Origin of the sequence: Haladaptatus sp. AB618, from assembly GCF_024136965.1 — an archaeon.
GTDB lineage: Archaea > Halobacteriota > Halobacteria > Halobacteriales > Haladaptataceae > Haladaptatus.
Map to the genome: position 1 here is coordinate 562,238 of NZ_JAMYJX010000002.1, position 25,912 is coordinate 588,149.

At 60.5% G+C, this 25,912-nt stretch carries 24 protein-coding genes and 2 tRNA genes; 13 read left to right on the forward strand and 13 right to left on the reverse strand.

What is annotated here, in order from left to right; genetic code table 11:
* Positions 1 to 8: 8 nt before the first annotated feature.
* The 3 genes from NKF26_RS09715 to NKF26_RS09725 all read right to left on the reverse strand — a co-directional run bounded on the left by NKF26_RS09715 (position 9) and on the right by NKF26_RS09725 (position 3,276).
* The gene (locus tag NKF26_RS09715) at positions 9 to 2,111 is read right to left on the reverse strand and encodes a PQQ-binding-like beta-propeller repeat protein (RefSeq protein ID WP_253234238.1); all 2,103 of its coding nucleotides are present in this window, start codon (positions 2,109 to 2,111) and stop codon (positions 9 to 11) included.
* A gap of 152 nt (positions 2,112 to 2,263) precedes the next feature.
* Positions 2,264 to 2,896 (reverse strand): plastocyanin/azurin family copper-binding protein, encoded by a 633-nt coding sequence (locus tag NKF26_RS09720; RefSeq protein ID WP_253226450.1) that lies wholly within the window; start codon positions 2,894 to 2,896, stop codon positions 2,264 to 2,266.
* 125 nt (positions 2,897 to 3,021) lie between these two features.
* A complete protein-coding gene (locus NKF26_RS09725) occupies positions 3,022 to 3,276 on the reverse strand; it encodes a glutaredoxin family protein (RefSeq protein ID WP_253226449.1) in 255 nt (84 codons plus the stop codon).
* Between the two features lie 95 nt (positions 3,277 to 3,371).
* Here NKF26_RS09725 and NKF26_RS09730 point away from each other — a divergent pair, with 95 nt between their 5' ends.
* A complete protein-coding gene (locus NKF26_RS09730; protein WP_253226448.1) occupies positions 3,372 to 3,665 on the forward strand; it encodes a hypothetical protein in 294 nt (97 codons plus the stop codon).
* 4 nt (positions 3,666 to 3,669) lie between these two features.
* Here the strand turns inward: NKF26_RS09730 and NKF26_RS09735 are convergent, their stop codons facing one another.
* The 5 genes from NKF26_RS09735 to NKF26_RS09755 all read right to left on the reverse strand — a co-directional run bounded on the left by NKF26_RS09735 (position 3,670) and on the right by NKF26_RS09755 (position 7,548).
* Positions 3,670 to 3,855, reverse strand: coding sequence for a hypothetical protein (locus tag NKF26_RS09735; RefSeq protein WP_253226447.1), 186 nt, complete (start codon positions 3,853 to 3,855; stop codon positions 3,670 to 3,672).
* Between the two features lie 3 nt (positions 3,856 to 3,858).
* Positions 3,859 to 5,166: a cytochrome bc complex cytochrome b subunit gene (locus tag NKF26_RS09740; RefSeq protein ID WP_253226446.1), complete on the reverse strand. Its 1,308-nt coding sequence runs from the start codon at positions 5,164 to 5,166 to the stop codon at positions 3,859 to 3,861.
* An 86-nt stretch (positions 5,167 to 5,252) separates the two neighbouring features.
* Entirely contained in the window at positions 5,253 to 5,939 is a 687-nt protein-coding gene (locus NKF26_RS09745) for a ubiquinol-cytochrome c reductase iron-sulfur subunit (protein WP_253226445.1), read from the reverse strand.
* 26 nt (positions 5,940 to 5,965) lie between these two features.
* The gene (locus tag NKF26_RS09750) at positions 5,966 to 6,496 is read right to left on the reverse strand and encodes a hypothetical protein (protein WP_253234239.1); all 531 of its coding nucleotides are present in this window, start codon (positions 6,494 to 6,496) and stop codon (positions 5,966 to 5,968) included.
* Positions 6,497 to 6,759: 263 nt separating this feature from the next.
* A complete protein-coding gene (locus NKF26_RS09755; protein WP_253226443.1) occupies positions 6,760 to 7,548 on the reverse strand; it encodes a hypothetical protein in 789 nt (262 codons plus the stop codon).
* Positions 7,549 to 7,929: 381 nt separating this feature from the next.
* Here NKF26_RS09755 and NKF26_RS09760 point away from each other — a divergent pair, with 381 nt between their 5' ends.
* Positions 7,930 to 8,898: a TIGR00269 family protein gene (locus tag NKF26_RS09760; protein ID WP_253234240.1), complete on the forward strand. Its 969-nt coding sequence runs from the start codon at positions 7,930 to 7,932 to the stop codon at positions 8,896 to 8,898.
* A gap of 263 nt (positions 8,899 to 9,161) precedes the next feature.
* The gene (locus NKF26_RS09765) at positions 9,162 to 10,343 is read left to right on the forward strand and encodes a PQQ-binding-like beta-propeller repeat protein (protein ID WP_253234241.1); all 1,182 of its coding nucleotides are present in this window, start codon (positions 9,162 to 9,164) and stop codon (positions 10,341 to 10,343) included.
* A 36-nt stretch (positions 10,344 to 10,379) separates the two neighbouring features.
* Here the strand turns inward: NKF26_RS09765 and ftsZ are convergent, their stop codons facing one another.
* The 3 genes from ftsZ to NKF26_RS09780 form a co-directional block, all read right to left on the reverse strand.
* The gene (gene ftsZ, locus NKF26_RS09770; RefSeq protein ID WP_253226440.1) at positions 10,380 to 11,567 is read right to left on the reverse strand and encodes a cell division protein FtsZ; all 1,188 of its coding nucleotides are present in this window, start codon (positions 11,565 to 11,567) and stop codon (positions 10,380 to 10,382) included.
* 3 nt (positions 11,568 to 11,570) lie between these two features.
* The gene (locus tag NKF26_RS09775) at positions 11,571 to 11,750 is read right to left on the reverse strand and encodes a ribbon-helix-helix domain-containing protein (protein WP_066143663.1); all 180 of its coding nucleotides are present in this window, start codon (positions 11,748 to 11,750) and stop codon (positions 11,571 to 11,573) included.
* 182 nt (positions 11,751 to 11,932) lie between these two features.
* Positions 11,933 to 12,466 carry a zinc ribbon domain-containing protein gene (locus NKF26_RS09780; protein ID WP_253226439.1) on the reverse strand — a complete coding sequence of 178 codons (534 nt, stop codon included), beginning with the start codon at positions 12,464 to 12,466 and terminating at the stop codon, positions 11,933 to 11,935.
* Between the two features lie 128 nt (positions 12,467 to 12,594).
* Here NKF26_RS09780 and NKF26_RS09785 point away from each other — a divergent pair.
* The 4 genes from NKF26_RS09785 to NKF26_RS09800 all read left to right on the forward strand — a co-directional run bounded on the left by NKF26_RS09785 (position 12,595) and on the right by NKF26_RS09800 (position 19,352).
* Positions 12,595 to 12,668 (forward strand) — tRNA-Tyr (locus NKF26_RS09785).
* Between the two features lie 333 nt (positions 12,669 to 13,001).
* On the forward strand, positions 13,002 to 14,180 hold the full coding sequence (locus tag NKF26_RS09790; protein WP_253234242.1) for a Xaa-Pro peptidase family protein: 1,179 nt from the start codon (positions 13,002 to 13,004) through the stop codon (positions 14,178 to 14,180).
* Between the two features lie 1,023 nt (positions 14,181 to 15,203).
* Positions 15,204 to 18,224: an FAD-binding and (Fe-S)-binding domain-containing protein gene (locus tag NKF26_RS09795; RefSeq protein ID WP_253226437.1), complete on the forward strand. Its 3,021-nt coding sequence runs from the start codon at positions 15,204 to 15,206 to the stop codon at positions 18,222 to 18,224.
* Between the two features lie 144 nt (positions 18,225 to 18,368).
* On the forward strand, positions 18,369 to 19,352 hold the full coding sequence (locus tag NKF26_RS09800; protein ID WP_253226436.1) for an FAD-binding oxidoreductase: 984 nt from the start codon (positions 18,369 to 18,371) through the stop codon (positions 19,350 to 19,352).
* On the opposite strand, the gene NKF26_RS09805 is transcribed toward NKF26_RS09800, so the two are convergent.
* A complete protein-coding gene (locus NKF26_RS09805) occupies positions 19,353 to 20,090 on the reverse strand; it encodes an SDR family oxidoreductase (protein WP_253226435.1) in 738 nt (245 codons plus the stop codon).
* Positions 20,091 to 20,201: 111 nt separating this feature from the next.
* On the opposite strand from NKF26_RS09805, the gene NKF26_RS09810 reads away from it, so the two are divergent.
* From NKF26_RS09810 to NKF26_RS09820, 3 genes are all read left to right on the forward strand, one after another.
* Positions 20,202 to 21,353, forward strand: a complete 1,152-nt coding sequence (locus NKF26_RS09810) for an amidohydrolase family protein (protein WP_253226434.1) — start codon at positions 20,202 to 20,204, stop codon at positions 21,351 to 21,353.
* Between the two features lie 50 nt (positions 21,354 to 21,403).
* Positions 21,404 to 22,591, forward strand: a complete 1,188-nt coding sequence (locus NKF26_RS09815) for a hypothetical protein (protein ID WP_253226433.1) — start codon at positions 21,404 to 21,406, stop codon at positions 22,589 to 22,591.
* A 134-nt stretch (positions 22,592 to 22,725) separates the two neighbouring features.
* Positions 22,726 to 22,800: transfer RNA gene (locus tag NKF26_RS09820), tRNA-Glu, on the forward strand.
* Between the two features lie 699 nt (positions 22,801 to 23,499).
* Here the strand turns inward: NKF26_RS09820 and NKF26_RS09825 are convergent.
* A complete protein-coding gene (locus NKF26_RS09825; protein WP_253234243.1) occupies positions 23,500 to 23,733 on the reverse strand; it encodes a hypothetical protein in 234 nt (77 codons plus the stop codon).
* A gap of 161 nt (positions 23,734 to 23,894) precedes the next feature.
* On the opposite strand from NKF26_RS09825, the gene NKF26_RS09830 reads away from it, so the two are divergent.
* Genes NKF26_RS09830 through queC form a run of 3 tightly spaced genes read left to right on the forward strand, consistent with a single transcriptional unit; the run spans position 23,895 to position 25,871 of the window.
* Positions 23,895 to 24,332, forward strand: a complete 438-nt coding sequence (locus NKF26_RS09830; RefSeq protein WP_253234244.1) for a 6-pyruvoyl tetrahydropterin synthase family protein — start codon at positions 23,895 to 23,897, stop codon at positions 24,330 to 24,332.
* A gap of 2 nt (positions 24,333 to 24,334) precedes the next feature.
* Entirely contained in the window at positions 24,335 to 25,117 is a 783-nt protein-coding gene (locus tag NKF26_RS09835) for a 7-carboxy-7-deazaguanine synthase QueE (protein ID WP_253226428.1), read from the forward strand.
* 25 nt (positions 25,118 to 25,142) lie between these two features.
* A complete protein-coding gene (queC, locus tag NKF26_RS09840; protein ID WP_253226427.1) occupies positions 25,143 to 25,871 on the forward strand; it encodes a 7-cyano-7-deazaguanine synthase QueC in 729 nt (242 codons plus the stop codon).
* The last annotated feature ends 41 nt before the right edge of the window (positions 25,872 to 25,912 follow it).

Below are 25,912 nucleotides of genomic sequence, written 5' to 3' on the forward strand. Positions count from 1 at the left end.
GACGCCCGCTATCTAAACGCGTAGGTACCGTCGCTCGTCGCGTAGGTGCGTTCGTCGTCCACCGCGACGGACTCGACTTCGCCACCGGTTTCGAACCGTCGTCGTTCCGCTCCGTCGCTCGCCGAGAGCGCGTACACTCGGCGGTCGCTGGCGCCGACGTACACCGTTTCGTCGGCGACGACCGGTTCACAGAGCGACCCGAACGGGAGGAATTTCGGGTGGAACGTCCACGAAACACTCCCGTCGTCGAGCGAAACCAGCCAGTCGCGACTATCGGTTCCGGTGCTCGTCACGTCACTCGTCACGGCGTAGAGACCGTCATCCGGGACGAGACTCGTCACTGTGTCTCCGTCTTCGAGGGTTACACGCCACAGTTCGGTTCCGTCGAAATCGTAGGCGACGACTTCGTTACAATCGGTACCGGTGTACACCGCATCATCGACTGCGACGGCTCGCACACCATCCCCGGCGGACCACCGCTCTCCCTCGGCATCGAGCGCCACGACCCGACCGTTCACGAGTGCAAATGCCGTTTTGTCGTGGGTAGCAACCGTATCGACCGACCCGAGTCCGCCACAGTCGCCGGTACTCGTCCATGCGTGCACGCCGGTCGTTGCGTCGAACGCGGTCACCCATCCGTCGCCGCCAACGACGACGCGGTCATCGGTGACGGCCGGAACGGTCGTGACTCCGCCGTCACATTCGGAACGCCACTGTTGGGTTCCGTCCGGTGAGTACGCGACGACCGCCGACCAATCCGTCTCGTACACCATACCGTTCGCGGAAACCGGTGGCGTATCGCCTTCTTCGCGCCATCGTTTCTTTCCGGTTTCAGTGTCGAGCGCGCGCAGTGCGTCGTTCTGAAGGTAGACGTTTTCTCCAACGTCCATCGAACCGATCCCGTTCGCTCGCCAGTCGAGCCATTCGGGGTCCGCGACGGAGTAGAGAAAGCCCTCCCGGTCAGCGATGTATATCCCGTCGTCGATAGCGGGCGGCAACGACGAGGTATCGAGATTACGTACCGGAACCCACCACTTCTGGTCGCCGCTCCGAAGGTCGAACGCGCCGAGTCCATCGCCGCTATCCCGTGTGATGGGGACGTAGGTCGTTCCGTCGGCGATCGATGGGGTTCCGGCCGATCCATCGAGAGTTCCGACCGTCCACCGTACGGTTCCATCGTCGGCAGCGAGTGCCCAAATCCGTGCCCGAGCGCCGTCGGTCACGACGACCGTGTCGTCGGTGACTGCGGGTGATTGGCTGAGTCGCGTCGAATCGCCGAGGTCCGTCGTCCACCGTGCCGCTCCGTCCTCCGTCGAGAGTGCGAACGTCTTCCGTCCGGAGACGTAGACGGTGTCGTTTGCGACGGTCGGCGCGTGGTCGATCATCCCGTCGGTGCTGGCCTGCCACTGTGGCTGTCCGTCGGTCGCATCGAGGGCATACACCGTTTTCTTGTCGGCGAAGTACGCCGTTCCGTCGACGACTGCCGGTGGCACGTTCTCGGCGCTCGGTGTCTCGCCGTCCTTTCCGGACGGGAGACGGACCTGCCACTGTTTCGTTCCGGTCTCGGTATCGATCGCCCAGCAGGCACCCTGCCCGTTCACGTCGCTGGTCTTGAAGAAGGCGATGCCATCGGCAACGGTCACGGGGGACGACTCGATGATGCCGATTTCGAACCGCCACCGTTCGCTCCCGTCCTCGGCGGAGAGGGCGACGAGGTCGGTTCCGGCCACGTAAACGATATCCCCGACGACGGTCGGTGCGTAGTCCAGTCCTCGGATATGCGTCGTCCAGCACGCGTTCCGCGAGTCGACGTCGAACGCCGTTATTCCTCCGGACGAATCGGAAACGTAGGCGATTCCGTCAACTACGGTCGGGGAATAGAGACCCCGATCACTCACCTGTTCGCTCCAATCGACCCATGCTCCTGGACCGGGATCATTCCCATCGGAACTACTCCCCGTGTTCCCCGTATCGTTTTGGAACGACGACCACGCATGATTCGTGGTCGTTGCCGTGTCGGACGCTGCAATCCCCACAAATCCTGTCGTCCCGATAGCAGCACCGGTCAGTTTGAGAAAAGTCCGTCGTGTCTCGTCGGAGGGGTCGACCATGAAAAGAATATAGGAGTACCACTAAGATTATTATTCAGCAATTAAATCACCTGTAACTGACCGCTGTGGCCTTCTGAACAACAGTTGCAGGCGTCTATGACTGGTTTTATCAAATAAGGCTCATTTACCGCGAACGGAATCCTCGAATCGGATCAGTCGTTCGCTGGTCGGTCGTGCTCGTCGTTGAGGATGGTTTCCGCGTTCGAAGCCTGGTCGTACCGCCCCGTTTTTCGGTCGTAGACCGAAAACAGATACACGCTCGTCAGGGAGAAGATGCTAAACCCACCCCAGAAGAGGGCCGGTGGCCCGCCGTGACCCGTGTTCGGGATGTACGGGTACGAGAGGGATTTCTCCTTCACGATTTCGTCCGACGGCGGTATCACTCCGCTGCCCGGCTTGTCGGGGATTTCCGATTTTTCCGCCGGTCCGCCCGGTTCTCCACAGACGATTCGACCGACCATCCCGAGCGTCTTGTGCGGGATACAGTAGTAGTCGTAGGTCCCCTTCTTCTCGAACGTGTACGAGAAGGACTTACCACTACCGATCGTGCCGCTGTCCCACGACTTCGCCCCTTTCGGGATGAGCGTGTTGTTGGCGCTCGGGTTCCCTTTGCTGTAGGATGTCGTCGAGTGCTTGCCACTGTCGATGACCCATTTCACCGTATCTCCCGGCTCGACGTACAAGCCGATTGGGTCGAAAACGTACTCTCCTGCTTTGTTGGCCATCTTGACGGTGTGTGTTTTTCCACCGCCCTTCTGACCGCTAACGATAGCAGTACTACCCACCGTGGTGGCCGCTACTCCTGTCAGAAATGATCTCCTATGCATCGAATTTCCCTCAATCTAGCTAGTTGGTTCGGTCTTTGTGGTCCGGGGTACTGTACTTTCCGACATCGGTTCAACCATTTGTATTACTCTCCTGTTAGGTGGTCTCTGAACTCGTCCTCGTCGACACGGTATTTGAACCGTGGACGACCGTCGACCAGAACGTACGGAACACGTTCGCCGTAGCGCTCCTGTAGTTCCGGGTCCGTATCCACGTCAACGATGTCGAGGCTGACGTCGTGGTTCACCGAGTCGGAGACGCGGCGAACGGTTTCGATGGCATCCCCGCAGAGATGACATCCCTCGCGCGTGTAGACGGTGACCGTCCGTTCTCGACCCATCTCTCAGTAAAACCCTTGGACTGGGGGCATTTACTCGTTTCCGTTCATCGCACGACCGCAATCGTGTTATCGATTCCATTCGTAGTCGACTGCAAATGTCTGCTGATGACGACTCCGCGGAATCGAATCCGGACTCGTTTCTGGATCGGTTCGTCCATCCACGAATCGCGGCGATAGCTATCGCCGGTATCGCGCTTTGGGGAGTCTCGTTTCTCATCGCGGCATCGGGCGTCGCTATCGAATACACCGGGAAAGCGATCCTCAGCGCACAGTTGTTCTTCGTGTCGAGCCTCACCGGAATCGTCGGTATCCTCATTCTCGGCTGCTGTGTGCTGTGGCTCGTGGGCGTTCGTATTCGACAAGTGTTGTCCGTTTCCGAAAACAGCTGAATAGTTACGCGTCGGTTCCGTCGACGTCGATGAAAACGGTTGCGATGCCGATGATGAGACCCAGTACCGCAACCGGTATCGAGAGCGACCCGAAGAGATGTTCTAACCCCGCCGCGAGGGCGATGATACCGACCAGTTTCGACCCCCAATCGACCACGCGATACTGCCGTGGTGGGAGAGCGACTGCCATCGGTTAATCTCCGGGCTGTATCTGTGCTGCCGTCGTCTTACCCTTTCGCTCCAGTCGGCGACGGAGCATGAAGTAGACGATGAGTCCGTACAGGATCGGCACCACGACGACGAGGACGAGGAGCGGCGTTCCGAGCGCGCCGATCGTGGTATCGAACGTCTCCGCGATCTGCGAGTTCATCCCGGCCAGCGACGTCAGGTTGATGAAGGTGATCGCCGCGACGCCGACCGCTGTCGGTGCCGGACGGTCGAGTGGGTTCACTGCGAAGGTGATGGGTTCATCGCTCCGGTCGATGAACGGCCAGATCACCAGGACGCCGATGACGATAGTCGGGATGATGACCCCGCCGAGGAACCGGCCGAGCGACCCCAAGCCGCTCGGGACGACCTTGAGGATACCGTACACCCACATCAGGAACCACGCCGGAACCACACCGGGCGGGGTGGAGAGCGGGTCCGCCGGACCGGTGATGGCGATCCGCTGGATGGGGAACAATGCCGCCATGAACGAGATGACCGCCGTGGTGAACGAGAAGACGATCACCGTCATCGCGGCCTGATTCGGAACGAGCGGGACGCCGGCGACGATGCTCTTGTCGTCCTTGTCCTCGATCTCGTCGACTTCGTCCCTCGCGCTACGTTGTTCCGTGTGCTTCTGGCGGATCAGCAGTCCCATGTGCACCGCGATGAGCGCGGCGATGGCCGCCGGAAGCAGGAACACGTGGAGGAAGAATATCCGCGGTAACACGACGTCCGCGTTGCTGGGGAAGCCCCCACCGAAGAGCAACTTCACTAACTGTCCACCGATGACCGGTATAGTGTTAGTGATTTCGAACCCGATCGAAGTCGCCGTCTTGCTGAAGTTGTCGTACGGGAGCGAGTAACCGAGGAACCCTTCACCCAACGCCAACAGGAGCAGGACGCTACCGACCATCCAGTTCAGTTCGCGCGGGTTGCGGTAGACGCCGCTGAAGAAGACCCGGAACATGTGGAGCGCGATGGCCGCGATGAACAGGTACGCGGCCCAGTGGTGCATCATCCGGAAGTACATCCCGAGACGGATGTCGTAGCTGATTCGGAGGACGGATGCGAACGCACCGGGGAGGGTTTTTCCGGTATAGGACTGTACCTGTCCCGAGTACTCCATTCCCTTAGTTGCCACGGGCGCGTACAGAAGTCCGAGGAACGTCCCGGTCAGCGAGAGGAGAACGAACGAAAACAACGCGACCTCTCCGAGGAGGAACGACCCGTACTTGTCCTCGGGGAAGGCCTTACCCAACATGCCGTCCTGCAGGTCGAGTCGGTCGTCCAACCAGGTGTAGACGCGACTACCCGCGTATTGATCGTTAGCCGATTTCCGGTCTCGTTTTTTCCATGGATCTAACATTGCTTTCTCCGTTACTGTGGTCCGATTGGGCCGTCGAACGGCCCGGTGGCGACGAGTAGCTTTCCGTCTTTACTGACTCCGAGCGGAAGTTGTGGTAGCGCTCGCGGTGCGGGACCGCCAGTGACTTCCGCACCCTTGAGCGGGTCGTACACGCTGTTGTGGCACGGACATTTGAAACCGTCCCCTTCCCGTTGCGAGACGAGACATCCCTCGTGGGTACAGACCATGGAATACGCGACGTATCCCTTGACCGTTCCGTCGATATTGGTCGGTTTTTTGTACTTCGACTCGGAGAACCGGACCAGTAGGGTCGGTGCGTCACCCGTTTCGAGCGGCTTACCCTTCTCGGCTTCCGGAAGTACGACTTTTTCGTCCCCGGATCCTTCCTTGAGGGTATCGATGCCGATTCGTTTGCCGTTTTCGTCCACGAGGTGGGTTCCCTTTACGTAGACGTTCTCACGCGAAGCACCGACACCGGCATCCGACAGCGCTGCGACGGCGCTCACGGCGATGCTGCCGACTGCGGCAGCACCACCGATACCTGCGAGCCACGTCGCGACGGCTCGTCGGGACATTTCCGGAGGTTGGTATTCGTATCCGCCCTCCTCTCGCTCGACGAGCTTTCCTTTCCGCTCGTCGGGCACCTCGTTTTCTTCGTTCGATCCATCCGTTGGTTTGTTGGAATCGTCGTTGGTCATTGTTCAGATTTCCTGTTTTGTTCCATTCAGTGACTGCGGTCCTCGACCACGACCATATCCGGAATGAACCACGTCGTGTAGATAGCAGTCATCGCGCCGATCGAGAGAAACATCATACCAGCGTAGATGCCGAGGAACTGTGTCCGCGCATAGCCGAACGTTTCCAGTCCGAAGAGAGCGGCAAACACGACCGTGGACCACGCCGTGAGTGCTATCCCGATGATGCCGGGAGTGCTATACTCCGCGGGCCAGAAGTCCGCTATCCATCGGCCATCGCTGGTCAAGTACGATGGGAGGTTGAGATTTATTCCCCCATCCGTCGCTATCGAACCGCTCGACCGACCGATAACTCGGATGAATTGATTCGTGTAATATAACATCCCGACGAGGACGAACAGTGCGGCCCAAGAGACCACACCGGCAGCGAACTCGCCGACCTCTACTGGTGTCGGCAGGAACGTTTCGTTTGGTGCAATACTTCCCTTGTTGCTGCTAAGGACGACCGGGGATTTCTCCTCGCCAGCTGCGAGCGAGAAATACCAAACCGGTGCAAGCACCAGGGCTATTAGCAGCAGGATGATTATTGTTTCGCGTTCAATTTTCATGGTTTACTATCAGCAAACGGCTATCGAGTGACACGTACCGGAACGGTGCCATTCGAGCCCCTTCTCAGTGCCGGTTCTGTGACGTTATCTAAGCGTATTGGTCGCATTTACTTGCCTGTTTTGCCATGGAGCTGGAATCGTATCGAAAAATACTTGTCCCAGATGTCTTTGGACCACAAAAATACGTTCGCAGTTCGAACTGTATCCTTCGCAGATCAGTTCGGTGTGTGGATCGTCGTCTCGCTCGACGAACTCGCCGTCGCATTGACGTCACACTGCGCGTTCGAGTTGACGATCCCGCTCCAATTGACGCCCACGCTCTGTCCCGCGAAGTTCTCGAAGGCCTGGTTGTAGAACGTCGTGTATCCCGGAAGCTGGTCACAGCGCCCCCAGTTGTAGGCTGCGACTTCCAGTGTTGTGAACGCGTGCGTGAAGTCGAGCGTGAGGTAGTCCGAGTAAACGCTGGACGAGGTGCCTTTGTCCATGTTCTGCATCTCGATGTACCACTGACCGCCGCTCGAACTGTCGACGTTCATGTAACCGTACAGTGTATCTCCGGGGTCGGCCGCCTTGACCGGTCCGTGGTGGTACGCGCCGCTGCTGTCCGGACCCCACCACGCCGAGTACGTCCACTGGTCGGTGTAGGAACCCCAGTCCCACTGAAGGACCGGTTGCACGATGGTCGTGTAATCGGCGTCCTCGAACGCCGGGAAGAGGAAGTCGACGTCGCCCGAGGTGGGCGGCGATGTGGGAACGACGAGGTATCCCTGGTATCGCTTGAACCCGTTTCCATCGTTGGAGTCGTACGTTCCGAGCGTGTACGCGAGCCACTCGTGAACGTCGGGAACTTCGGGATTTTGCTGTGACGTCACTTCCGGCTTCGATTGCATCGTTGCAACGTCGGCCGGAGACACCATTCGATTCGTGTCCTCGTGCGCGACTACCTTCTCCGTCCGCACTCTCTTCCCGTGCGGGACGTACACATAGTCCGTCGGTGACGACATGGCGCCGGCCACTCCACTTCCGAACGACAGAGCGCCCGTCGCTCCGACCGCCTTCAGGTACGAACGTCGATTGAAACTCGATCGTCGGTCAGTACGGTTGGTATCCGTCATCGGTATTTTGACCCAGATACAGCTATACAGAATATAAATTTATATTTATTCGCTAGAAATAAATTGGCACCTCACTACTTAATTCCGCATTGATACCACTGAAAACGGCGTGGTGGATGATCACTGGGGGAACTTGCCTTTGGGCTGCGAGTAGCGTCCGCCTCTCCGATTTCGTCGTAGATCGACGACGAACAAGCCGATTTACTATCGCAGTATTCGATTTATACCGGAGCGAAACCGTGAAACGGCCCGCGACGAAAGCGACACGTAATGGACTGCGATAAGTGCGACCGAGAGGCGGTGATGCACGCCGCGTATTCGGGGCTTCACCTCTGTGACGACCACTTCTGTCGGTCGGTCGAGAAACGACTCCGCCGACGCATCCGTGACGACGACCTCTTGCCCGCTTCGGCGACACCGGACGACCCCCAAGTGTGGCTCATCGGATTGTCGGGTGGCAAGGACAGCGTCGTCCTCACGAAGATTCTCCACGACACGTTCGCCGAGGACCCGCGGATCGAACTCCTGGCGCTGACGATTCACGAGGGGATCGAGGGATATCGGGACAAGAGCTTGGATGCCTGTCTCGAACTCACCGACGACCTCGACATCCGCCACGAGGTCGTCTCCTACGAGGAGGAGTTCGACCTCCGGATGGACGACGTGGTTCAAAAGGACCCGGAAAGCATGGCCGCCTGTGCGTACTGTGGCGTCTTCCGCCGCGACCTGCTCTCGAAGTACGCCGAGGAGTACGGTGCGGACAAACTCCTCACCGGGCACAACCTCGACGACGAAGCCGAAACCGCACTGATGAACTTCCTCGAAGGGGACGTCGCACAGGTCGCAAAGCATTTCGACGCGAGTCTGGCGGGGTTCGACGAGCGAAGCGAACAGGACGAGTTCGTCCCCCGAGCGAAACCGCTGCGTGACGTGCCGGAAAAGGAAGTCGCCCTGTACGCACACCTCGAAAACCTCCCGGCACACATCACCGAATGTCCCCACTCCAGCGAGGCGTACCGCGGCGAGATTCAGAAATTGATGCTCTCACTTGAGGAGAATCACCCGGGGACGCGCCATTCCATCATGGCTGGCTACGAGGAACTCGCCAAACTCGCGGCGGACGAGTTCGGTGCGGGTGAAGGAAAGCGCGAACTCAACGAGTGTGAACGCTGTGGTGCGGCCACGACGCGGGACGTCTGTCGGAAATGTGCACTCGTGGATGCGATTCACGCGGCGTAATTCGACCTCATCTCGACCTCCCTTCCCAAACAGGGTGGTTGACACGGGGCGAGTCCGGTTCTCAGTTCCATGTTTTCACTCCGTCTCCCGTGTGTCGTACACGCTTCGGTGACCGTCGGTGAACGATGTTACGGGATCTCATACCAACCTATTGTCATTGGATGCGGTGGAAGTTGACGATCGAGAGGCGACCGACGATATTCAGTTTCGATCCGTCGTGACGCCAGAGAAAACTTATTATGTCACCGATCAACACGGAGGATATGCCCTCCCGACGGACGTTTCTTGCCCTCGGTGTAACCACGATGTTTACCGGATGTATGACGAAAGCCGACGACCCGCCGAAAGCGGGTGTGGACGAACAACCAGACCCCACGAGACACATTTACGGAGCGAACGGCGAGTGGTCGAGTTTCGGCTGTAATGCCAGTAATACCCGAAGCATCAGCGACGGAAAGGCCCCCGTCGATGGTGTCTCCGAGCGGTGGCGTGTCGAAGTGCCGCAGTCGATGTACGACGAACCGATCGTTTCGAACGGTCGGCTCTTCCTTTCGATTCCGGACCGACTCGACGTGTACGACGTTCGAGACGGCAGCGAACTGTGGACGAAGAAAATCGAACCGTATTCGACGCCACTCGTCCGGGACGGAACGGTGTATGTGGGAGACAGTGACCGTCTTCTCGCACTCGACGCGAAAACCGGGGAGGCGAAATGGAAACGGACGTTCGACGCCCGCGGAGTGGTTCTGTCACCGGCGACCGCTGGCGGTGAACATCTCTACGTCCCGGTCGGTGAAACCGTCTACCGAGTAGATGCGAAGACGGGTGATATCGCGTGGTCCCGTCGCCTGTTCGGTACCATTCTCGGGTCGCCACTGTGCAGTATGACGGGCTTGACGGTCACGACCGAGGCCGGGAAACTGTACTCGCTCGACAGAGACGGAACCGGGTACGCGGAGTGGAAACTGCCTTCGGAACCACAGGCACCGCCAACGGCCGATACGGACGGCATCTACGTCAACTGTCTCGATAGTAAGACGTACGGAATCCGAACCGAGCGCACGCCACGGTTGAACGTCGATTGGCATGTCGAGACCGGGTGGGCGAACGGCGGACTCGCAGTCGGGAAACATCTCTACGCGTCGGGAACTGGCGGATTACGTGCCATCGACCTCGAATCCGGCGACCAACTCTGGAAACGCGATACGGGTAACTGGCGCTACACTGCGCCCGTTCTCGGTCGTGATACGCTCTTCGTCGGCGGCGACAAACTGTTCGCTTTCGACCCGACGCCATCGACGGGGCCTCTCTCGGGCGGCCCCGCACTCAGGTTCGAGAAATCGTTCCATGGTCGTGTGGGTCCCGGTCCCGTGCTCGATGACGGCGTGTTGTACGTCGTCGCGCAGACGGGGGAAGAATCGTACCACTTGCTGGCGTTGCACTGAGAACAGAAGAAAACGAGAATAAATGAGGCGAAGCAGTTATCGGATAACGTCGAGGCCGTTGTTCTTCTCCAATTCGCTCCGGCCGCCGTCGCTCTGAGCGCCGAACGTTTTGCGCCCTTCGGACTGTTCGTTACCGCTGTCGTACGACTGTGCGTCGACGTCGCGCATCTTCTGTCGGGAGCGGTCGGCCTGTTTCTGTGTCGTCGGGCCGAGCACCTGTGCGCTCTGGACGCCGGTCATGATGGCCATGACACGAACCTTGTTCTTGTAGTTCTCCTGAATGCGAGCGCCCCAGATGACGTTGGCGTCCGCTTCGAGCCGTTCGGTGATGTTGGCCGCGATGCCCTCCGCCTCTTTGAGCGTCAGGTCGGGACCGCCCGTGATGTGGACGAGACCGCCGGACGCGCCGCGGTAGTCCACGTCGAGGAGCGGGTGGTTCATCGCGTCGCGCACCACTTCGTCGCTCTTGTTCTTGTCCTGTGTCTCACCGACGAGCATCACGGCGACGCCACCCTGATTCATGATGGTGGACATGTCCGCGTAGTCGAGGTTGATGAGCGACGGCTGTGTGATCGTCTCCGAAATCCCCTTGACGGTTTCGGCGATGATCTGGTCCATGACCGAGAACGCCTTGCCGATCGGGAGGTTCGGGACGTAATCGAGCAGTCGGTTGTTGTCGAGGACGATGATGGAGTCCGCTTCGTTGCGGAGCTTCTCCAGCCCTTCCTCGGCTTTCACCGTGCGGGCACGCTCGACGTTGAACGGCGTGGAGACCATCCCCACGACGATTGCGCCCTGTTCTTTGGCGATCTTTGCGACGACTGGCGCGGCGCCAGTACCGGTGCCGCCACCCATACCTGCGGTCACAAAGACGAGGTCGGCGTCACCGAGCACTTCCTTGACCGTTCCCTGTGCCATCTCGGTCGCACGCTCGCCCATCGAAGGGTCGCCACCCGCGCCGAGACCGGACGTGAGGGATTTGCCGACGAGGATTTTCGTGTCGGCTTCGATCATCTTCAAGTGCTGTTTGTCGGTGTTGATGGCAACCGTGTCAGCGCCATCGACGCCGATGTTATACAGTCGGTTGATGGTGTTGTTGCCCGCACCACCACAGCCGACGATGACGATTCGTGGGTCGCCGAACTCGTCGCCCGTGTCCACTGCTTCCATCTCACGCTGCTCGCTTTCGGCGTTTTCCAGCGCTTCTTGAACGATATCCTGCATCGATTATACCTTGGCCCACGTGCGCTTGTTCGTGGTCTCGGTCCCGGCGTTCTCATGCTCGTTGAGCATATCCCGCACTGCTGCCCGAATCGCTTCACTGCGGTTCGGGAATTCGCCGGTTTCGACCATCTGTTCGACTTCTTCGATTTGTTGCTTTGGGATTCGTAGTGTCACGCGCTCCATAGTTGGTTCCCCTTGTTTGGTAAGACGACACGCGGTGGTTTTGTTTCGTCCGTCTTACGCCGTTTTAGCGGTCGAGACACCCGGCTTCGACCGTATTCAGATGGCGTAAGACAATCGTCTTACGTAGAAGTATCCACATAGCCACGGCATATATAATTAACGGCGTTTGTAAAACAATCGTTTTACGACGAGTCTAAAACGTCCGCGGACGGCGTTCGTCGGCCACAACCGGGGCAGAACGCCCAATCGGAGCGCAGCTCGTCACCGCAGTCACAGAACACGCGATGTGTGGCTTTCTCGCCACAGTTCGGGCAGTATACGTGGTTCGTGTCCAGCGATTCGCCACATTGCTGGCACGTGTTTTCGGCGTGGGCCGCGTCGGTGGGCGTCGAACGGACGTGTTCTTCCGTCTTGACCGTCGACGATTCTTCTTCCTGGTGCGCGCTTGCCGTTCCCGCGCCCGCGCCTTCGAGCGTGACGTTGACGTTGATGTCCCGTCCGTCGCCACGAGGTGTTCTGTCCGTGGCGAGTCGCTGGTCGACGAGTTCGTCCACGCGGTCGGCGACTACTGCATCGAGCGTCGGCTCCTCGCCCTCGCTTCCGGAACCGTCGAGATACTCGCGGAGCGCCTCGCGCATCACTTCGCTCTTCGAAGCGTCGAGCGATTCGATCTGCTTGACGAGGTCGTCGTCCGCGCGAAATGTAATTTTACTCATCTCGATCACTCGTATAGATCCGTTTCCGGATACACTGTGTCTATCATACTTGAACCTTCCGTCCGTCGGACGCGCCAAGCCGAATAATAATTCTTAAGTCCGCAACGCGGATAGGTGAAAGTGCGTGCCCGCCCTTAGCTCAGATTGGTAGAGCAGTCGACTGTAGATCGACTTGTCCCCCGTTCAAATCGGGGAGGGCGGACTTTTCCTGCGAACAACGTAAACAGTGGAACGTCCAACCGATCGATTTGGGCCAACGAGTCGCATGCCCGCGAGCGTAGCGAGCAGGAACGTCTCGTGCTGTTCAAATCGGGGAGGGCGGATTTGTTTTACAAAATCGGTGAGGGTGGACTTCTCTCAAAATTCGACCGGGCAGAGCGGCGTCGTTCGACATACTCACGCCTACTGGATAGTGAAAAATTCTCACTCGAAATCGAGTTAAGTAGCCACTAACCGACTGGAAACGGCTCCTTTCGGATTTTCCTCGGTTTCCGGCACGTCAACGCTTTTAGGCCGTTCCTGTGAACGACATCGCATGTCGACACGGCTTCCCGATTCCGAGTTCGAAGCGCGTCTCTCGGACGTGCGCGAACGAATACGCGACCGTGGTGCAGATGCTGGCGTCTGGTTCGGCGCGACGAGCATCGAATACCTCACCGGCTTCGACCACATCCAGACCGAGCGCCCGGTCGTCCTCGCGGTCACCGACGACCGCGTGGAGATCACGGTGCCGCGCCTCGAAGTCGAGCGTGTCCAGCCCAATCCCCATATCGACGCGGTCCACCACTACTTCGACTATCCCGGTGGGAAACCGATCGAGGTGGCCGCCGAGATGTTGTCGGAACTCGGAGCCGAATCCGTCGTGGCGGACGCCGACGGCGCGCCGGGTGTGATGGGCTACACCGGTCCCGCGCTCTCACAACACGTCGAAGTCGAGTCACAGGCGTGGGTGGACCGCATGCGCTGGGCGAAGTCGGACGCCGAAATCGACCTGATCCGGGAATCGGCGAAGTGGGGTAATCTCGCCCACCAGTACCTCGCGGACTACACCGAACCGGGCGCTCATCCCGCGACCGTCAGCCAGCGCGCGTCCACGGACGCCTCCCGCGCCATGCTCGACACACTCGGGGACACGTACGTCGCACGCACACGCGGGAGCGGCCCGGCCCACGCGGGCTACATCACCGGTCCACAGACCGCCCTGCCCCACGGCCACACCGCCAACCGCCGAATCGAGGAGGGGGACGTGCTCATCACGGGTGCCGCGGCCAACGTCGATGGCTACCACTCCGAACTGGAGCGCACGATGTTCGTCGGCGAACCGAACGACGAGCAGGTCCACTACTTCGAGTTGATGCTCGAAGCCCAGACCATCGCCATCGACGCCCTCGGCCCCGGCGTCCCGCTGGCGTCCGTGGACGAGCAGGTGTCCGACTACTTCGAGGAGCAGGGCGTCTCCGACCTCGCGCGCCACCACGTCGGCCACAACATCGGCATGGGCGGTCACGAACCGCCGTATATCGACCACGGGTGGACCGACCACGTCGAGGCGGACGACGCCGAGATGGAACCCGGTCACGTTTACACCATCGAACCCGGCCTGTACACCGACACGTACGGCTATCGGCATTCGGACACGGTTGCCATTACCGAGAACGGGACGGAGATGCTGACCTACTTCCCGCGTGATCTGGAATCCAACATCATCCGCTAGCACGATGAGGGCGACGACGAGTGCGTGACATTGACGGATCCTGGTTCTGACTGAATTTGCCCCGAGACGACTCCTGCTCTGGTCTTTCTACAACCGTCGTTCCGAAGAAGTCCCAGAAAGCCCCCGACCGTTCGCGGTCGCTGCACGGGATATTTTGGTCTCTCAGCACGGGAGAGCGAAGCTCTCCCGAGCCGCCCCTCGCTTCACTCACGGCGACACCGCCCGACCAAAATAGTAGCCCGTGCAGGCGACTAAAGCAAGCGCGAACGCTCGTCGTCCCTCGCGCGGACGCACTGCTGTGCGCCTTCGCGCGCCGTGTTGTTGGTTTCGTATCTCGCAACCTATTCAACCAAGTGGCGCGCGCTGGAGAGGCGGTTCGACCGAGCGATGGTCGAACCGCCTCGGAAGGCTCGTGCGAGGGATGAGTATCGCAGTGAGCAACGCGAACGAGAAACGCAGTCGGCTGGGGTGGGTGTGGCGCGGTGCGGAAGTGGGGCTGTTGCGGTGGTCTGGGTGTTCCCGTGAGTGAAGCGAACGGGAGCTCGTCGGAGCTTGTCTCCGACGGCGGGTTGAAAGGGGCCGCGCGCTCGCGTTTACATGGTTGTCTCAGTGACCCCTCTCGGAGGAGTTCTCGTGAGCGACAGAGGAGCGCACGAGAGCAGGCAAGAGCTTTGCTCTTGCCAAGGCACGAAGTGCCGACGGAGAGATGTCGGTCGAGCGTCACGTGAATGCAGTGAGGGTGACCACGGAAGTCGCAGCCCGCGAACGAATGTGAGCCGGAACGTCTTCCGGAGGACCGCGAGCGGGCGGGGGCTTTCGAGGTAGTCTTCTCAGTAGTTTCAGTCGAAGTAGGTGCAGAGACTTCTCGTAGTGAGCGGGTGGGGCTTTCGAGGCAGTCTGCTTCTCTGTAACCGAAGCCGCACTCTCGAAACCAAATTTGACCCTCTTCCGTCTTCGCCGTGTTCCCCGCCGTCGTTGCCGTGGCCCACATGACTTTTCGGTCCCCCTTCCATACGGCCTACTATGGCAACACGTGACGCGGGAGACCCGGCCCGCGACGAACACGCGAATTACGATTATCATTCGGATTCTACCGCGCGCAATGGATTGGTCTCTGACCTCGTGAAACTGGTGGACGGGGAGGTTCGGTTCGACGAGTACTCCCGGCAGTTGTACGCCACGGACGCGAGCGCCTACGAGGTGACACCCATCGGCGTCGTCTTCCCGACGTCGACGGACGACGTGGCGGCGGTGATGGAGTACTGCGCCGAACGCGAAATCCCGGTCCTCCCGCGCGGCGGCGGCACGAGCCTCGCCGGACAGTCGGTCAACGAGGCCGTCGTGCTGGACTTCACCCGGCACATGGGCGACCTGCTGGAGTTCGACGTGGAGGAACGGACCGCCCGCGCACAACCCGGCACCATCCTCGGGGAGTTGAACGCGGAACTCGCCGAGTACGACTTGAAGTTCGCGCCCGACCCGGCGTGGCGGGACAAGAGCGCAATCGGCGGTGCGATCGGCAACAACTCGACGGGTGCCCACTCGCTGAAGTACGGGAAGACGGACGCCTATATCGAGGAGTGTGAGGTCGTCCTCGCCGACGGCACCGTGACGCGCTTCGGCGACGTGACGCTGGAGGAGCTTCGAGAGGGTGCGAAAGCGGATTCCCTCGAAGGCCAGATCTACGCCGAGGTGCTCCGAATTGTGGAGGAGGAATCGGACGCCATCGAGGAGGTGTTCCCGCAACTCAAACGTAACGTGTCGGGATACAACCTCGACAGGCTGGCGGAGGAAGCCGAGGAGGGACACGTCAACCTCGCGCGCTTGCTCGCCGGAAGCGAGGGGACGCTGGCCATCGTGACGGAGGCGACGGTGAGTCTCGAACCCGTGCCCGAGACGAAGGCGATGGCGCTGTTGACCTACGACAGCCTGAACGACGCCATGGAGGACGTGTCGCCGATCCTCGACCACGGCCCGGCGGCCGTCGAAGTGCTGGACGACGTGCTCATCGATCTCGCCAGCGACACCGAAGAGTTCCACGACGTGGTGGAGATGTTGCCGGAGGGAACCGACTCGGTCCTGCTCGTGGAGTTCTACGCGACCGACGACGAGGACGGCCGGGAGAAAGTCGCGGCGCTGCGGGAGGCCCGCGAAGGGGAACGTGCGTTCTCCCTGCTGGAGGCACACGAAGAGAAGGAACGCGCCCGCTTCTGGAAACTACGGAAGTCCGGCCTGCCGATCCTGCTCTCGCGCACGACGGACGCGAAGCACATCTCGTTCATCGAGGACGCGGCCGTTCCGCCGGAGAACCTGCCCGAATACGTCGCCGACTTCCAACAGGTGCTGGAGGACAACGACACGTTCGCCAGCATCTACGCCCACGCCGGGCCGGGTTGTCTGCACATCCGGCCGCTCGTCAACACGAAGAGTCCGGCCGGGGTGAATCAGATGGAATCCATCGCGGACGCCGTCACCGACCTCGTGGTCGAGTACGGCGGCAGCGTCTCGGGCGAACACGGCGACGGCCGCGCCCGCACGCAGTGGAACCGGAAACTGTACGGCGACCACGTCTGGGGCGTCTTCCGCGACCTGAAATCCGCCTTCGACCCGGACTGGTTGCTCAACCCCGGGCAGGTCTGTGGCGACGTGGACATGACTGAAAACCTGCGATTCGACTCCAGCTACGAGTTCGACGCCGGGTTCGACCCAGTGCTCGACTGGGAGAACGAGAACGGCTTCGAGGGGATGGTCGAACTCTGTCACGGCTGTGGCGGTTGTCGCGGTGGGCAGGAGGTCACCGGCGGTGTGATGTGCCCGACCTACCGGGCGGCCGACGAGGAGATCACGAGCACCCGTGGACGGGCGAACATGCTCAGGCAGGCGATGAGCGGTTCCCTTTCCGACGAGGAGCAGTTCGACGTGGAGTTCATGCACGAGGTGATGGACCTCTGTATCGGCTGTAAGGGCTGTGCCCGTGACTGTCCGTCCGGCGTGGACATGGCGAAGCTGAAAGCCGAAGTCGAACACGAGTACCACCAGCGACACGGGACGAGCGTTCGGGACCGTCTCTTCGGCAACATCGGTCGGCTCTCGGCGCTGGGAAGCGCGTTCGCGCCGCTCTCGAACTGGGCGACGGAACTGCCGGGCGCTCGGTTCGTCGCCGAGGAACTGTTCGGTATCGCCAGCGACCGAACCCTCCCGACGTTCCACCGCGAGACGCTCGAAGACTGGTTCGCCGAGCGGGGGACGCGCGTCTCGGAGGACGACGCTACCCGCCGCGTCCTGCTCTTCCCGGACACCTACACGAACTACAACCACCCGGAGGCCGGGAAGGCGGCGGTTCGGGTGCTCGAAGCGGCGGGCGTCCACGTCCGAATTCCGTCCGACGTCGCCGGGAGCGGCAGACCGGCCCATTCGAAAGGCATGCTCGATACGGCGCGGAAGCAGGCCGAGACGAACGTCGAGGCACTCAGTCCGTTCGTGCGCGACGGTTGGGACGTGGTCGTGGTCGAACCGTCCGACGCGGTGATGTTCCAGTCGGACTACCTCGACCTGCTACCGGCAACCGAGGAATCCGGATCGTCGAGCGGCCAGTACACCGAACCCCGTTCCGCCGACCCCGAGGCCGGTGGCCTCCGAACAGAGGCCGAGCGACTCGCCGCGAACTCCTACGGCGTCTGCGAGTACCTCGACGCGTTCGAGTTCGACCTCCCGGCGTCGGGCGACGGGTCGTTGACCTACCACGGCCACTGCCATCAGAAGGCGACGAAGAAGGACGGCCACGCCGTGGCCGTCCTCCGCAACGCGGGCTACGAAGTCGACGCGCTCGACAGCGGTTGCTGTGGCATGGCGGGCAGTTTCGGCTACGAAGCCGAACACTACTCGATGAGCAAGGCGGTCGGATCGATCCTGTTCGAACAGGTCGAGGAGAGCGACGGAAACGAGGTCGTCGCGCCGGGCGCGTCCTGTCGGACACAACTCGGCGACTGGCAGGGTGAGGAACCGCCACACCCGATCCAGAAGGTCGCCGACGCGCTCGACTAACGTCCGGAAAATCGTCGGATAGGATTAGCGGGTCGGGAAATAGCGAGAAGCGTTTTGTCGCTCGCACACATCTTCGTAACCAGCGCGGCTATGGAGATACCATCACAGCATTCACAACACAGACGAGCCGAGGAGCTTCCGCTGGTGACGGACTCGGCGACGATAGCCGAACGGAATCACCTCGACGAGGACCGCACCGACCGTGTCGTCGAGCGGACCGCCGAGTTGCTTCGGGTGGACGGACACGACGACTGGGCGGACGAGGTCGAATCGGGCGACCCGGACTGGGACGAGATGATTTCGACGTTGGAGGAGGACGAGCACCAGCACGAGAACTTGCTGACGGAGCTCTCGTCGCTGAAGGACCGGTATCAGCGACCCTACCCGTCGTTGATGAGCCTTCGCATCGAGATGGACGAGGAGTTCGATTTCGTCCCCGGCCAGTACACCACGATGCGATACGAACATACGCCCCGCGTCTATTCCATCGCCAGTTCGCCGAACGACGACGGTATCGAGCTCTGTATTCGGCGGGTCCCGCACGGGCATCTCACGTCGAAACTGTTCGAGGACATCGAGGAAGGCGAGACGGTGACGATTCGCGGCCCGAACGGTGATTTCGTCCTCGAAGAGCCGTCCGGTCGGGACATGGCCTTCCTCGCCACCGGAACCGGCGTCGCGCCGCTTCGGAGCATGATACAGTACACGTTCGAGGAGGGGCGCGACGAGTACGAGGGCGAACAACGGGACCTCTGGTTGTTCCTCGGCGCGTCGTGGAAGGACGACTTGGCGCACTTCGAGGAGTTCCGGCGACTGGACGAGGAACACGAGAACTTCCACTTCATCCCGACCTGTTCGCGCGAGGAGTACCTCACGGACTGGGACGGCGAAACCGACTACGTCCAGCAGACGCTCGTCAAGTACCTCGTCGATGGCGCAGAGGAGAACCTCTCGGAGGACCTCGCGGAGTACGTGACCGAACCGGCCAATGACATCGACGCCGAAATCGATCCCGACAACCTCGAAGTGTACGCCTGCGGCGTCAACGCGATGGTGTCGATGCTCGCCAGCGCGGCGAAGGACCTCGGAGTCCCCGAGGACCATCTCCAGTACGAAGGGTACGGATAGTCAGAAGTTCGAGAACTTGTCCCGGCGGTAGACGTCGATTTCGCTGACGGTCGAATTTCTCATTCCCGCCGCGAACGCGATAGCGTCGGCTATCTCTTCCGGTTCGGTGACGCTGCCGGGTTCGAACCGTTCTTCGAACGACTCGCCCTCTTCGGACCCGAACTCCGTCCGGACTTCCGAGGGATTGACCACCGTAACGGCCACACCGTCCTCGCCGACTTGTCCTTCGAGGCTGTGTGCGAACCCGCGCACCCACCACTTCGTCGCGGCGTAGACCGGATTGAACGGTCGGGGGAACCGCCCCGCGAAACTCCCGACGAAGATCAGGTTGCCGGACGACTCGCGGAGGTACGGGAGTGCGGCCCGTGTGGCGAAGAAGACGCCATCCACGTTCGTGTCCTGCATGGTTCGAAACTCCTCGGTCGAGAGATTCTCGACCTGCTGGCCCCGTGCCAGTCCGGCGTTGTTCACGAGCACGTCGAGACCGCCGAAGGCCGAAACCGTCCCCTCGACCATCGACGCGACGGCTTCCTCGTCGCGCACGTCGGTCGGGCAGACCGTCGTCTCGACGCCGTACTCGGATTCTACTCCTTCCGCGATGTCGGCCAGTTCCGACTCGCGCCTCGCCGCGAGCGCGACGTTCATTCCGTCGCTGGCGAGGGCGTGAGCCGTCGCCTGCCCGATTCCTGAACTCGCACCGGTTATCAGCGCCGTTCTCGTCGTTGTCGTCTCCGTCATACTCCTCCGTTTCACGTCGAACGAATTCGCTCTTTCCCCAACGAACTGAGAACTTCCACCCACCCTGCCGGGACCCTGACGGTTATCTCGTCACCGCGTCTCACACCGCTCATGCTCGTACTTCGCGGTGCGGATGTCGTAGATGCAAACGGGATCAGGGAGGCGGATGTCGCCATCGAGGACGGCGAGATAGTCTCGGTGGGGGACGTATCGGATGCCGACGAGGAACTCGACGTGAGCGGGAAGTTCGTCGCCCCGGGCCTCATCGATGCACACATCCACTCGTCGATGGACGGTCGGCCGGACGTCACGTCGGTGTTCGGCGACAGCGACATGATGCTCTCCTATCGTGCGGTATCGAACCTCCGCGACGCCCTTCGTGCGGGTGTGACGACGGTTCGCGACCTCGGTTCGCCGACGACGCTCGCGCTCGACGCCGCGGACGCGATCGACGCCGGACTCATCGAGGGACCCCGAATCGTCGCCTGCGGCCAAAACGTCGTCATGACCGGCGGACACGGCCACTGGCACGGGCGCGAGGCGGACGGTGAAGCGGAGGTGAAAAAGGCGGTCCGCGAGCAACTCAAGCGCGGTGCGGACGTCGTCAAGTGCATGGCGACCGGCGGCGTTCTGACCGACGGTGCGATCACCGGTTCTCCCGAACTGGACGAAGCCGAGTTGACGACGCTGGTGGAGACGGCCGCCGCGAAACACGTGCCGACGGCGGCCCACGCACACGGGACGGAAGGCATCAAGAACGCGGTTCGTGCCGGAATTTCGAGCATCGAACACGGGACGTTCATGGACCGCGAAGCGGCGAAGATGATGGCCGAGCGGGGAACGTACTGGGTGCCGACCGCGAAGGCGTCCGCCGGTATCGTCGAACACGGGACGGAAGCGGGTATCCCCGAATACGCGGTCGAGAAGGCCGAAGACGCCATCGACTCGGTCGCGGACGCCTTCGAGTATGCGATGGACGCCGAGGTCCCCATCGCGATGGGAACCGACGCCGGAACGCCGTTCAACTTCCACGCCGATATTCCCGAGGAACTCGAACTGATGGTCGAGTACGGGATGTCACCCGAAGCGGCGCTGGAGGCGGCGACTGTCAACGCGGCCGACCTCCTCGGGTTGTCGGACGTCGGACTGGTCGAGGAGGGTTATCGTGCGGACCTCGTCATCCTCGATTCCGACCCCCGTGAGGACGAACGAACGTGGCAATCCCCGGCAAAAATCATGAGCAATGGTAGCATAGTTCGGTGACGTCCTCACGTCACAAGGTCTTTTATATCCGGCCATGGACGATAAGGTACATGAGACGGCTCCTGGCTGTCGGCCTCATCACGGTGCTGCTCGTCGCGCTGATTCCCGCTTCCGGGACAGCACAGAGCAATGCTCCGACGACTCCGCAAAAGATTACCACTTCCCAGGAGTTCGATGATGTCGAATTTCATATTTTCGTCTATAAGAACAGTGCCGACGCTCTCTGGACATTTCGCTACGAGAAAACGTTGAATAACAAACAGGAACGCGAACAGTTCAAGGAATTTTCAAACCGGTTCAACTCTTCTGACACCGAGATGTACAAGAGCTTCAGGGAAAACGCCGTCAACCTCACGAGGACGGCGAACAACCGAACGAAACGGAAGATGGCCGCCAGCAACTTCTCGAAGAACGCCTACATCAATCAGGAAGGGATCGACGGAGATACGACCCGAGGCGTCGTCGAGATGTCGTTTACGTGGTCCTCGTTCGCGTACGGTAGCGGCAACGTCACGAACATCGGCGACGTGTTCAAGGGCGGCCTCTATCTCGGGAAAGACCAGACGCTCGTCATCAACCACGCGGACGGGATGACCTTCGAGAAAGTTCGCCCGACGAAGGGAGTGAACATGTCCGGAGACACGTTAGCGGAAAGCAGTTCCGTGTCCTGGACCGGTCCGCGGGAGTTCACCGACCAGCATCCGATGGTGAAGTTCTCCTCACCACCCCAGTCGAGCAGCACGATGACCACGACGACCACGAACAACAGCAGCGTTCCACCCGGCGGTGGGAACCAAGGTTCCGATTCACGGTCACCGATGATGTTGTTCATCGCCGCCGTCCTGGTCCTCATCGGACTGGTCGCGGTGTTCATGTGGCGGCAGGGAAGCCTCGGCTCCCTATCGTCCGGTCGAAGTACACCTGGTGGTGGCGGTGGTGGTGCTGGCGGCGGCACGGTCGCTCGCGAGTCGAACACTCCGCCTGCCGAACCCGCAGTCAGCGACGAGGAACTGCTGACCGACGAGGCACGGGTGAAGAAACTCCTCCGCGAGAACGGCGGCCGGATGAAGCAGGTCAACATCGTGGACGAGACCGGCTGGTCGAAATCCAAGGTCAGCATGCTCCTCTCGGAGATGGAGGAAGAGGGCGATATCAGTAAGCTCCGCGTCGGTCGTGAGAACATCATCAGCCTCGACGGGCACGAACCGGACGCCGCCGGGTCGCCGCTCGACCGTTGAGGACCATCGGTTTTTTCGGTGCGAACTGTATCGGGAGCGATGCGTGTTCCCGCTTCAGAATGTGTCATACCGCGCCACGGCGCTTCCGAAACGCAACTGTTAAACAGTCCGTGCGATTACGATTGAGTACACACGCTCCGTTGGTGTAGTCCGGCCAATCATCTTGCCCTCTCACGGCAAGGACCAGGGTTCGAATCCCTGACGGAGCACTCTTTTGAGGAACGAGAGCAGGGAAGACGCGATTTGTCTTCCCATGTGACGAGAAAGAGCGCACACAGAAGGAATTCGAGCAGACGAGTCGCACGCCCGGAACGGCGCGGAGCGCCGCATGCCCGGACCGTCTCGGCGAGTTCGAATCCCTGACGGAGCATCCAAATTCTTCCCGTCTCCCAGTTTTGAGCGGTGGCCAGTGATGTATCATGCCTCTCAAGGTCAATCACGAAACGCGGACGACCGTATCACGCCGTAGTATAGCGATTCCATCAAATTGTCCGGCACTCGGACTCGCTGGATTTACAAGTCACTGATGGGAGCGCTGTCCATCGCTTTTCGAATCGTATACGGTTAAGAGGTCGGTTCTGCCAGTCGTTTCCCAAGTACTGCGAGAGCAGCCCCTGCAATCACCGCTAGTAAACCCGGACCCCAATAGTTGATATTTGGGGCACAGGACCCACCCGCTTGACCTGCTTGATCGAGGCACAAGGGATGTTGAAACGCAAGTATAAATGCAATAATTGCAGTTGTGATCGTAGCAAAACCCAGGATGCTGAGTGGGTTGGTCCACTCCGTGGTACTTCCCATGCATTACACGTACATCTCTACTATGCTAATAATCCCACCTCCTCAGAAAAATATAATTCGATCAAAGTGTATAATGTGGTCAACAACTGGTGTCGAGATATCCCGTCTCAGACGCTCTCGTTCGATTTCTTCTGTTGGTTCGCGATGAACGTCGAGATGACGGTGACGTCGAGGAGACCGACCACGATGAAAATCGCCGGGACGAACATCCCGTCGAGCGTGAAAAACAGCAGGACACCGAGGAGGACGATCATCACCCCGCTTCCCCTGATGAGGAATCGAACTTTCTCGTGGTCTTCCAATTCGCCGAAGTTCTGCAACGTTTCGAGAGGGCTTTTCATGTTGGTGGAGATGAAGATAATTAATATAGATATTACGGTTGCGATGAATAACAGGTGACTCCTCCTCGCCGATATCGTTCAGCAGCGGGTAATCGACGGTCACCATTTGTACCACGGCTCGGAGTAGTGGCGTTTAAGTATTCTCTCGATAATCTTCGGATATGACTGACTCGCTACTCGAATCATCCCCGGAACGAACGCTGCATATCGGACGCGACCGTCCGATTCGCATCAGCGCCGGACATCGACTGCTGCATCACGACGGGAAATGTAGCCGACCGCACGGCCACAACTACGAAATCGAGGTGACCGTGGTCGGCGAACTCACCGAGGAAGGGTGGGTCGTGGACAAGGGGGATATCACGTCGATAATCTCGGAATGGGATCACATGTTCCTGCTGGAGGACGGCGACCCGCTAGTGGAGGCGTTCGAGGAGAGCGGTGACGGGGCGGCCGTCGTCCTCTTCGAGGACCCGCCGACCGCCGAGGTGATGAGCCTCGAACTGGAACGCCGGTTCATGGAGGAGTTGCCCGACAACGTCTCCAAAGTCGGGGTACAGGTGAACGAGACGTCCGAACTCTGTGGTGCACCGGTCTGATCATGCCAGTGAACGCAACCGGTCCGGAAGAAACCGAACGCGATGAGGAAACTGGCTCGGACGAACCGTCGCTTCCCATCAACGAGTTGTTCTACTCGTTGCAGGGCGAGGGTAAGCTTGCGGGCGTTCCGAGCGTGTTCGTCCGGACGAGCGGCTGTAACCTTCGGTGCTGGTTCTGCGATTCGTATCACACCTCGTGGGAACCGACACACGCCCGGATGACGCTGGACGACATCGTCGCGGAGGTCGAGTCCTACGACGCGAACCACGTCGTCCTCACGGGCGGCGAACCGCTGGTTCACGGGGAGTCCGTCACCCTGCTCAACCGGCTTTCGGAACTGGGGTATCACACGACCGTCGAGACGAACGGGACGTTCCTCCCCGATGCACCGATCGATCTGGCGAGCGTCAGCCCGAAACTCGCCTCCTCGACGCCGACGCCGGAGAACGACCCGAAGGGCGACGGCGAGTGGGCGGAACGACACGAGGAACGACGGATCGATGTCGGGACGCTCGCGGGGCTCGTGGACGCGTACGAAACCCAACTGAAGTTCGTCGTCACCGACGACGCCGACCTGGAAGAGATAGAGGACCTGGTTTCGGCCGTTCGTGATGCCGCCGACGAACCGCTAGCCGACACGGACGTTCTCCTGATGCCTGAGGGAGCGACCCGCGACGGGTTGGACGAGAACCGTGAACGGGTCGCCGAACTGGCGATGGAGTACGGCTATCGATATACGCCGCGCCTGCACGTGGACCTGTGGAACGACGCCCCCGGAACCTGAACGCGAAAGACGAAACACGATATTCATGACATCGAACGATTCATCGGACGACTCGACTGCGACGGACGAACAGACCGAAAAACGCGCCGTCATCCTCGCCTCCGGCGGGATGGACAGCGCGACCGTGGCCTACGAAGCACGCGAACGCGGGTACGAACCGTACTTCCTGCACACGTCCTACGGTCAACGAACCGAGATGAAGGAGTTCGACTGCGCGAAGCGACAGGCCGAGGAACTCGACGCCGGATTCCTGCACGTCGAGACGAGCCACCTCGCCACGATCGGTGGATCGAGCCTGACCGACGACGAGATGGACGTCGAGGACGCCGATTTGGAGAGCGACGAAGTGCCGGACACCTACGTCCCGTTCCGGAACGCGAACCTGCTCTCGATGGCGGTCTCCTGTGCGGAAGCGAACGACTGCGATGCCGTCTTCATCGGCGCACACAGCGAGGACTTTTCGGGGTATCCCGACTGCCGCCCACAGTTCTTCGAGGCGTTCCAGGCCGTGGTGGACACCGGCACGAAGGACGAGACGAACATCGAACTCGTCGCGCCGTTCGTCGAGTTCCGCAAAACGGACATCGCGGAGCGCGGCGTCGAACTCGACGTTCCGTACGAACTGACGTGGAGTTGCTACCGCGCGGAGGAACCGGCCTGCGGAACCTGTGACTCGTGTGCGCTTCGCTTGCAGGCGTTCCGAAACGTCGGCGTGCGCGACCCGATCGAGTACGAGGAACGACCGGAGTACTGAGTACCGACTACCGAGTACCGAGTACTGATTACCGAGTACTG